The organism is uncultured Rummeliibacillus sp., from assembly GCF_934216135.1.
Classification (GTDB): domain Bacteria; phylum Bacillota; class Bacilli; order Bacillales_A; family Planococcaceae; genus Rummeliibacillus.
In genome coordinates, this window is sequence record NZ_CAKQBI010000053.1 from 1 (window position 1) to 10,187 (window position 10,187).

Annotated in this window: 10 protein-coding genes; 4 read left to right on the forward strand and 6 right to left on the reverse strand. The window is 31.8% G+C overall.

The genetic code is table 11. The annotated features are described in order from the left end of the window. Window positions 1–168: 168 nt before the first annotated feature. Entirely contained in the window at window positions 169–903 is a 735-nt protein-coding gene (locus tag Q0977_RS17285; protein WP_119417101.1) for a hypothetical protein, read from the reverse strand. 132 nt (window positions 904–1,035) lie between these two features. On the opposite strand from Q0977_RS17285, the gene Q0977_RS17290 reads away from it, so the two are divergent. Then, entirely contained in the window at window positions 1,036–1,203 is a 168-nt protein-coding gene (locus tag Q0977_RS17290) for a hypothetical protein (RefSeq protein ID WP_158582412.1), read from the forward strand. A 48-nt stretch (window positions 1,204–1,251) separates the two neighbouring features. On the opposite strand, the gene Q0977_RS17295 is transcribed toward Q0977_RS17290, so the two are convergent. Beyond that, window positions 1,252–1,887: a M15 family metallopeptidase gene (locus tag Q0977_RS17295; RefSeq protein ID WP_299516151.1), complete on the reverse strand. Its 636-nt coding sequence runs from the start codon at window positions 1,885–1,887 to the stop codon at window positions 1,252–1,254. A 201-nt stretch (window positions 1,888–2,088) separates the two neighbouring features. Here Q0977_RS17295 and Q0977_RS17300 point away from each other — a divergent pair, with 201 nt between their 5' ends. Then, window positions 2,089–2,784: a DNA alkylation repair protein gene (locus Q0977_RS17300; RefSeq protein ID WP_124217856.1), complete on the forward strand. Its 696-nt coding sequence runs from the start codon at window positions 2,089–2,091 to the stop codon at window positions 2,782–2,784. Window positions 2,785–2,944: 160 nt separating this feature from the next. On the opposite strand, the gene Q0977_RS17305 is transcribed toward Q0977_RS17300, so the two are convergent. Beyond that, window positions 2,945–3,916 carry a nitronate monooxygenase family protein gene (locus Q0977_RS17305; protein WP_124217857.1) on the reverse strand — a complete coding sequence of 324 codons (972 nt, stop codon included), beginning with the start codon at window positions 3,914–3,916 and terminating at the stop codon, window positions 2,945–2,947. A gap of 113 nt (window positions 3,917–4,029) precedes the next feature. Further along, on the reverse strand, window positions 4,030–4,860 hold the full coding sequence (locus Q0977_RS17310) for a VanW family protein (protein ID WP_299516155.1): 831 nt from the start codon (window positions 4,858–4,860) through the stop codon (window positions 4,030–4,032). Window positions 4,861–5,105: 245 nt separating this feature from the next. Between Q0977_RS17310 and cbpA the strand changes: the two genes are divergently transcribed. After that, window positions 5,106–5,762 carry a cyclic di-AMP binding protein CbpA gene (cbpA, locus tag Q0977_RS17315; protein ID WP_299516157.1) on the forward strand — a complete coding sequence of 219 codons (657 nt, stop codon included), beginning with the start codon at window positions 5,106–5,108 and terminating at the stop codon, window positions 5,760–5,762. Window positions 5,763–6,142: 380 nt separating this feature from the next. Here cbpA and Q0977_RS17320 read toward each other — a convergent pair whose 3' ends face one another. Beyond that, window positions 6,143–7,306, reverse strand: coding sequence for an iron-containing alcohol dehydrogenase (locus Q0977_RS17320; protein ID WP_299516159.1), 1,164 nt, complete (start codon window positions 7,304–7,306; stop codon window positions 6,143–6,145). Between the two features lie 45 nt (window positions 7,307–7,351). Continuing rightward, on the reverse strand, window positions 7,352–8,368 hold the full coding sequence (locus Q0977_RS17325) for a C45 family peptidase (protein ID WP_299516161.1): 1,017 nt from the start codon (window positions 8,366–8,368) through the stop codon (window positions 7,352–7,354). A 281-nt stretch (window positions 8,369–8,649) separates the two neighbouring features. Between Q0977_RS17325 and Q0977_RS17330 the strand changes: the two genes are divergently transcribed. Then, complete coding sequence (locus tag Q0977_RS17330; protein WP_119416861.1) at window positions 8,650–10,026, forward strand: PLP-dependent aminotransferase family protein; 1,377 nt, start codon at window positions 8,650–8,652, stop codon at window positions 10,024–10,026. The last annotated feature ends 161 nt before the right edge of the window (window positions 10,027–10,187 follow it).

Consider the following 10,187-nt stretch of genomic DNA (forward strand, 5'->3'; position numbering starts at 1 on the left):
AATCCTGCCTATAAAGGCTCACGGGCTTAGAATTTCTTCATCACCGTCGATTGGGATTTTCACCCGACCCCGAAGGATTATTCATCTATGTGGAAAGTATAACACTCTTTTTTAAAAATTACAGTAGAATTTTTAAATTTTTTCAAAGAAATATTTAATAGTCTTTATTTATATTACGTTATTAGTATCCTCGTAACGTTTAATGATCACTTTATTCAATAAATCATGACGTTTAATCAGAACACTAATCATTTGATGCCATTTTTTACATTCCTTTGCCGCATCTTTGTACTCATCTGAATCTTTATCAATTTTCTCTTCACTTTCTAAAAAGACATACTCAATAATAGGACTAGCCAAGTCATCTACGACTAATTTTAAACTTAGTTTTGAAACAGTATCTTTTGAAATGTCTTCAGTTTCTTCTGTATCATTTTTCTTATTATTTTCTGGCTCCATTATATATACTAATGAGTTACCACCATCATCAAGTAACGTTCCTCCCAGTAAACCACCCCTTGATATTAAAGCAATTTGTTTTCCATCTTCTTCTATAGAAGATTCGTATATTTCATTAAAGAGAAACTCCTTTACGTCAAAGCCAGTCTCAAGATTTTCTCTGGTTGCAATAAATAACGTTTGGGAAGCTTCATCTAGTAATAATGCATTTAGATAATCATCAGAAATTGTCGATTGTGAGTGAATAAATTCCTGCAGTAATTTTTCGGTTTCCTTTTTTATTTCCTCTTCTTTTCCATTTTCAATTAATTGAATCTGATGTGATCCCCATTTAAATAATAAAAAGGCAATGAATAAAAAGATCAACTTTGCACCAAGGGTATCTACTATAAATGTAAGAATGAAGAATAGCCCGCTCGCTATAAATGTCAATAATATATTCATGTACAATCCACCTTTACAGATTGAATATTAAATACGCTTATATTTATAATTCTATGAACTTTTACTATTTTTCATTCTTATGTATTTTATTTATGGTGTTTTTATCACTAATAATTAGATGATAATAAAAAATTGACAACACTACAAAAAAACTATAAAGATTCGATTACACAGATCCGTCAATTACATTTTGAGAAAGGAGGAGGAGAAACTATTAATGGAATATGGTATTACAAGATGGATGAAAATGAGCTTAAGAAAGTTTCTTCCGAGTTACGAAAGCATTTAGAATTATCATAATAAAAAGCTATCTGTAAGTATTTTATATCATACTTATAGATAGCTTTTTCAATGCGAATATTCGCTGTAGGAGAAGAATTGTACGCTGTTATAATGAGTTGAATTACTTTTTACAACTTTATCATTTATACGATATCCTTTTTTTAGCATTTCAATACTTATACCAAATGTCATTTGTAGATGTGGATAATCTTTAAAACTTATCCAATCACCTCCCCAATCAAATCCCAGTTTCTTACCGATTTCTGCAACTTCGAACCAATCAGACTTTCCATTTCCATTGCCATCATAAGAAGTATCCCAAATAATATTTCCTTTTGAATCCAATAAAGCATAATCAAACGCTAAACCATAGTTATGATAAGATTCACCCGCTTTTGTATTCGTTACTATATTTCCTTTTGTAGTTCTTCCTTGTTGATATAGCTCATCTTGTTTTTTAAATGATCGAATCCCTTCGGTAATAACAACAGAAATATTATTATTTGCAGCTTTTTGGATTAAAGTATCTTTTCTTTCATTGACAATAGGATTTAGTTCTGTTGGGATTGGTGCATCTTTGCCGTGGTAAATATATGGTCTTTCTTCCTGTATTTTTGAAATAACATTAATACTGATGATGACAACAATAATAAAAACAATGATGAAACCGAAAATAATATGTTGTTGATGCTTGTCTGTCATTTTTGATGTTCACCTCACTCATAGTATGAATAAGTAGATTTGTTTCATTCTTAGAAATGCATTTAATGCCTTATTGCCTAAAATTTTTTGAACTATATAGACTATCGAGGTTTATATAATATCAATTTTATTGAGTTATACAGTATTGGGAATATCGGTTAAACTTAAAGAAAGAACTAATTTAAAGAAAAGAGTGATCAGATGCAGCAAAATATACGAAAACGTTTGATTGAACTGCAAGATTTAAATTATCGGGATTTTAACGCGAAGTTACTGCCTACAGTAGATAAGGAAACAATAATTGGAGTGCGAATTCCTTCTATTCGTAATATAGCGAAAGAAATCGCGAAAAGGGACGCTCATACATACTTAAATTCAAATTTAAGTCAGGATCTATTTTTTGAGGAGAAAATGCTAAGAGGAATGGTCATTGGTTATGCAAAGTTGGATTTTGATGAGCAATTAAAATATATAAAACAATTCATACCCAGTATTGATAACTGGTCAGTATGTGATAGTTTCTGTAGTGGCTTAAAATGTACAAAAAATCATCAAAATGAAGTATGGGAATTTTTACTTCCGTATGCCTCTTCAAAAAATGAATATGAGGCTAGATTTGCAGCAGTAATGTTATTGAACTATTTTGTTGATGAACATTATATTCAACAGACTTTAAAGGTACTGGACTCGATTCAAAATGGTAAGTTTTATACACAAATGGCTGTTGCGTGGGCAATCTCCATTTGTTATATCAAGTATCCAATTTTAACAGAAGAATATTTACAAACAAGCACACAAAATCGTTTTACTTACAATAAAGCTCTACAAAAAATTATTGAATCCAATCAAACTAATGCAGATATGAAAGAAAAAATGAAAGTTATGAAAAGAAAGTAAGAAATTAATTCAAAAAAGCGTTTTTTAGATATACCCTTTATGATTATGATTTTTAATACTAGCACCATCGTAAAATCTCAAATAGGAAAAGAGGCATCCCGGTACGTTTGGAATGCCTCTTTTCCTATTTGTTCTATCAAGCATTTCAGTCAAAGTATATTTATAAACTAACTTTCTTCTGTTGTTTTGTTATGACTTTTTGAATACTGTCTTGATACTCTGCGTTTAACTTTTCCACTAGCTTTGATACAGGTAAGATCTCATTTATACCTCCGACACCATGCCCTGCACTCCAAATATCTTTCCAAGCTTTGGCTCCATCCGCTTTGTGTACAATTTCAAGCTCTTTCGGTTTTTCCAAACTATTTGGGTTAAGTCCAGCGTTTAGTACACTTTGAACGATAAAGTTTGCATTAACGCCGCTAATTTTATCTGTGTAAATGATATCTGCCGCTTGGGCTTCAAGTAGCATCTCTTTATATGCTTGACTTGCAATTGATTCCTCAGTTGCGATAAAGCGTGTGCCCATATAGGCAAGATCTGCACCTATTACTTGTGCAGCCAAAATATCTTGTCCATGTGATATAGAACCTGATAAAATAATAAGCCCGTCAAAAAATTGTTTTACTTCATGTACAAAAGCCATTGGATTTAAAGTTCCACCATGTCCTCCGGCACCATTACATACAAGGATTAAACCATCAATCTCCGCTTCAGCAGCTTTTTTTGCATGTTTGATACTAATAACATCAGAAAATACCAATCCACCATATTCATGTACAACTTTCGCGATATCAGTAGGTTTTCCTAATGATGTAATTACAATTGGAGGCTGATATTTCTTGATAAGTTCGACATCAGCATCGTAACGATCGTTTGATCTATGAACGACCAGATTGACACCCCATGGAGCAACTTTTGAATTTGATTCCTTTGCTTCCGCTAATTGTGCTATAATTTCTTGCATCCATTGCTCTAACTCTTCACTTGTTCTAGCGTTTAATAAAGGAAAAGTCGTAACCACCCCTGATTTACAACCTTCTACTACAAGTTCAATACCAGATACTAAAAACATAGGTGCTGCAATAACCGGCAAATCTAATGCCTCTAACTGCTTTTTAACATTTTCCATCCTCTCATCCTCCTAAATAATGAATCTAGAATAATATTACATAAAACAGATTTTTTTGTACACCATTAACTATATTTATACAAAATACATTGAAAACGCCTTCATTTAGTTCATTATTTATATTCTGACATTTTAATATCCACCAATAATGGGTTATACATCATAATCGCATGATTTTCTGTTATAAACTCGTCATCAATTTGTTCTTTGTTCATATTATATACTTTACGATGTATTCGATTGTGCCTCATATATCCTCCCCAATTTTCAAGCGTAATCTTATGTTCTTTTTCGAACAATTTATAAGTACGAATTGCTGGAGTTTCTGAACGCCATTCCCCTACAAGATGTGTATCAGTTAAATATACAACTAGTTGGTATATATTAGATGTTTCATTTGTTATTTGCAAATCGAGATAGTTAAAAGCGCATGTAGCACCGCTTCCAAAAGGTTGGGTCCTATTAGAATCTGGAAAAACATCATAACTATGTCGATGTCTTTCTGTTATTGTTAATGGAGTATGTAAAGTTATCCAATAGATTAAATTTGATAGTTGACAGAGGCCACCTCCAACACCTAATTGAACTTTTCCATAATGTAACACCATCCCATCTACATACCCTTTTCTTTTTGTTGTATTTCCGAGTAGTTTCCAATAGGAAAAGGTTTCACCAGGACAAATAACGATTTGATTTAGTTTTTCTGTTGCGATTTTCAAATTTTTAACCTTATTATGCTGTAACCACATATCTACATCTTTAAGTTTTCGTAACAATAAGGTTTTATGTGAAAAAATTACATTTTGTAGTGGATTTTCTTTACTTTTTCTAGTGACATATTTTTGAGAACCAAACCACCATTCGCTATATCTTTTTATTCGATAATATTTAGTTCCCACATAAATACGGGCTCTACTTCTCTTAATCGGTTTAAACGATTCCATATTTTCATCTCCCTTTTCATTTAATTCTCTGTTTAAAACGTTAATCCTCTCATTCTAACAAATTTTACTATATCGAAGTATTTCAAATATTCGTATAAATTATTTGAAATATTCACAACAAAAATTAGTTCTTTTTTAACCTATTATTATGTTATTTTTTATCGTAATTCCTGAATATAATAACAATGGTATACATACTTTAGCCTGTATGTATTTTTAATTATTGAAAGATGAGGGGGATCATCATGATTGTCAAACAAAGATATGTGAAAAAAAGTGAAGTTACATTTTGTACGGAAACAGATCTTGCATCAACTGTTTTAGAAAAACTTGATGCGTCTGGTTATCGTTGCATCCCAATATTAGACAAAAAGAGCGAGAAATTTATAGGGAATGCATATAAAGTTGATATTCTCGAATTCCAGAAAAAGTATGGAGAAAAAGATGTACCAATTTCAGAATTAGCAAAGGATCAAGATGGTACAATTGAGATGACTAGTTCTTTTTATAAGGTTTTCTTAAAGATTAAACAACTTCCTTTTCTTGCGGTAACTGATGAATTTGGGAATTTTCATGGTATCATGACACATTCTAAAGTATTTGAGCTATTAGAAGAAGCTTGGGGTTATAAGACTGGGAGTTGCGCATTAACAATAGCGGTTCCTGTTGCTGAAGGGATTCTAGCAAAAACACTATTACTAATAAGAAAAAAATGTCCGGTACAATGTGTTTTCTCTATAGATGACGAGGACTGGTATCTAAGAAGGGTGATCATTACTTTAGATAAAGGTGCAAATAAAAAAACAGTGAAGGAAATTGAAAGTATCCTTCATAAAGTAGGCGCTCGTCTTGTTGACGTAGAAGTTTTTAATGAAGAAGAGTTTAATAAAAGCGAACAGTAGATGTTATATTATAGTTTTATAATTTTTCTTGAATAAATTTTCCCTACTAAAATATATTATCTATAAATACAGATTCTAAAATTCACTGCTGACAGTACTTTCCACGACTTGGCTACCGTTTCTTCTTTAACCTCATAAGTGCTTATCCTAAACTTTGGAGCACTTAGTGAAAAGAAGTTCTAATTTAGTAAAGTTTTTTGGAAATGTGAGAATCGAACTTACTTTTCCCCATAGCAATTGTCCGCATTGAATCATCCACATAAATAAGGAAAAAGGTAACTACATGAATGAATATTGCACTAACATTTCTTAAATGCATAAACATTCATTGTAGTTACCTTTCCACTTCTGCTTCATCTAGCTATTTAAATTAGATAAAACTATAATGAAGCACGATAAATTGCCATCACATCTTCTTTGTTCAGTCTTGCAAATCTACCAAATTCACCATTGATCGTTGCTTTATCAGCCATAAGTTCTAATTTACTGTCATCAATTTTATAATCAGATAAACGTGATGGTGCTCCAATACTATTCCAGAATTCACGTAATTTGCGAATACCTTCTAGGCCAACTTCTTCATCACTTTTCCCTTCGGCATTTACGTTAAATACTCTTTCAGCTAATTGTTTAAAACGAGCTGGTTTTATATGCAAATTATACTCCATCCAATGTGGGAATAATATAGCTAAACCACCACCATGGGGAATATCATAGATTGCAGAAACTGCATGTTCTATGTTGTGTGATCCCCAGTCACCTGCATATCCCATATTTAGTATTCCGTTTAAAGCCATCGTTCCACAATACAAAATAGTAGCTCGATATTCGTAATTCTCTAAGTCTTGAAGAAGTTTTGGGGCAGTTTCCATGATTGTAATGAGTAACGACTCACACATACGGTCTTGGAATTGCGTATTTTCTACTAGGTGGAAATAATGTTCCAATACATGTGACATCATATCGACAATCCCATAAATTGTTTGATTTTTAGGTACTGTAAACGTATTAACTGGGTCTAGTATTGAAAATTGTGGAAATGTTACGCTACTTCCCCAACCATGTTTTTCATTTGTTTCCCAATTTGTAATAACAGAACCAGAATTCATTTCAGACCCCGTAGCTGCAATTGTTAGGATCGTACCAAAAGGTAGAGCTTCTTTTGCGAATGCTTTTTTTATAACTAAATCCCATGCTTCGCCGTCGTATTTTGAACCAGCAGCAATAAGCTTCGTACAATCGATTACGCTACCTCCACCTACAGCTAATATAAAATCAATTTGTTCAGTCTTACAAATTTCAATTCCCTTTTCTGCTGTAGTTAGTCGTGGATTAGGTTCTACTCCAGATAATTCGAATACTTCTACATTGATTTCTTCAAGTATTGTCATGACTTTTTCGTACAATCCATTATTTTTTATACTACCTCCGCCATAGACAAGTAGCACTTTACTTCCGTATTTAGGAATTTCCGTTTTAAGGGCTTCAATTTGTCCCTTTCCGAAAATAAGTTTAGTTGGATTTCTGTATATAAAATTCTCCATTTGTTGACCTCCATTTATAAATTGTAGATTTAATAGAATTTTTTGCTAATATTCTATGATTCCATATAAAATTTTATCTTTTATATTTTTTCCGTTCAACCATTTTTTAAAATTAATCTCCATTGCTTTATTGCTTCTTGCTACTGACGTTAAAATCGTTTGTTCTTCATAGGAATATGCAAACGTATGTAACGTCCCAAAAAGCTCTTTATAATGGTTAAAAAACAAAGGTGATTGTTCATCGGAAAAATGATTGAACATTTCATGATAAGAAGGTTTATTATCCTTGAATTTTTGAAGATATTTATTCCGTTTAAGGGAACTTTCTTCACTAAATTGTCTGTTTTTTCTTTTAAGCTCATCAATTTGAAAATGATTAACACATGATAATAGTTCATCATCTTGCCTTACAAACACATTTGAAGGGGTTGCTTCGACAACTGCTATATTACCATGATTATCACCAATAGAGAAATTATAACAAGCTGAGTGTGGAATTTCCTTCAGCAATTGAATAGCATCATCAGTCGTTTTACATGTATCTAGTATCATTCTAATTGAGATCCATGGTGATAACCCTACTGAATAATCAATATTACTTACAAAATGCAAACCAATCGTCAATCCGTATTCATTGACCCCATCATGTCTCCCGATTGCTTGTAAATTATAGCCCGCTGATGCAAAAGTATTCTCTGGTTGTACCATACTGAAAATACCATCATAAAGTTCAGGTCCAAAATCATAATTTCTAACATAATAATCCTTCGTCATTACAGCTGAACAACCCATTGCCTCCGTCTTTGGCACATCATATCCACTAAACAAACAAGCTGCTTTACTAAATGGTATATGGAGGCTAGCTGCGATTCCCTCCAATTCTTCTATTAAATATGGAGCAAATGTATTATAAATATTTTTCATATTATTAATGTCAATTTTAGATTTAGTGATTAATCCAAAGGTGTTAACAATTGCCTTATTCCGAATACTTTCTCCCGTTTGATAACCAATTTGATATGAACTATCTCTAATTTGCAAAATTTCCACTTCAAGTTTCATCACATATCCCCCTATTCAATGATAATAATAAAGAAATTGGATACCCAGATTAATTTATAGTTGTCATCTGTTTAATATGACAAATGTATCTAATAATCTAATTGTAAAAATGTCGTTTTGTGTAAAGCTAAAATCTTTTATTTAATTCCTTAAATTACTTAGTATGTAAAATCAACCATTATTTTAGTGTATAATGGAAGAAATATATTTTTTAATTTTTTGAGAATACAAATCTTCTAAACTTAGAGTCTTTATTCCATAAAGAAAGGGTGGGTGTACTTATGAATTTTTTAAAATTGCATTTTAATGAAGGTATACCAAAATACCAACAAATTTATACTCACTTCAAAGATTTAATCCTTCATAAATCTTTAAATTCAAATGAAAAGTTACCTTTCATAAGCCAAATAACAAATGAACTGAATGTCAGTCGTGGTACAGTTGTATCTGCATTAAATCAATTAACTGCTGAAGGTTATTTAAGACATGAGGTGAATAAAGGATATTTTGTAAACCCTATAAAGAATAATCAAAATCGTTGGAAACGAGATACCTATACTTTTGTACGTAAACAAATACCATCTTATAAAATAAAGTTCCAACCAACGGCTGTAGATCAAGAATCCTTTCCTATAGTAAAATGGCGACAATGTACGAACTTAGCAATGGAACAACCATTCATATTTTCAAAAGATCATTACCAAGGTGATCCATTTTTAAGACAGCAACTTTCCTTTTATTTGCTTAAATCAAGAAAAATTAATACAAACGCTCATGCAATCATAATAGGCAGTACTAAACAAGAGTTGTTAATAAAAGTTGGTTTGTTATTAAAAAATGATGTACAAACAATTATATGTGAAGACCCTGGTTTTGAACCTACTCGTATATTTAATCCATTATTTAATTTTGATGTTTTACCCATACCATTTACAATGGATGGTAAACTTTTAAAACAACTTCCTAAAGGGAAACAACATATTTTTCACACTACACCATCACATCAGTTTCCAACAGGCGTAACAATGCCCATTTATGAACGTCAAAGATTAATCGATTGGGCATACAATACAAATAGTTACATTATTGAAGATGATTATGATAGCGAATTTCGTTATACAGAACAACCAATTCCTGCACTAGCTTCTCAAGATTTAAATCGTGTAATTTATCTAGGAAGTTTTACAGAATCATTTCTACCAACTTTACGAATAAGCTATATGATACTTCCTCCAAAATTACTAAAGAAATATCATCAGGCCTTTTCACATATTGGTCAGTCTGCATCTGCTATTCATCAAAGAGCAATGGCAATTTTTATGGAGGATGGATATTGGGATTCACATTTACGCAAAATGAGATCCATATATAAAAGTAAAATGGAAACGTTAATAGCAGCTATTGAAAAATCCTTTGAGAATGAAATTGACATCGTAGGAAAAGAATCTGGTTTGTATGTGCTATTACGTGTGAAGAATGGTTATACTGAACAACAATTGATTCAAAAAGCTGCAGAAAACGGGGTAAAAGTTTACGCTGCTTCGCGCTTTTTTATCAACCGAACACCAAAGTTTCCATTAATACAAATTGGTTTTGGCGGTAATTCAGAAGAGGAAATCATAAAAGGAATTGAAATTTTAGGAGAATCATGGACATAAATTAGATTTGCCATATTCAATAGAATAAATAAATCTACATATTTCCTACTTCCCCTCTTGACATTATAAGAATATAGCGTTAAGATAATTTATGTCGTAAGGCAAACGGGCGTATGGCGCAATTGGCTAGCGCACCTGACTCTTAATCAGGGGGTTGTGGG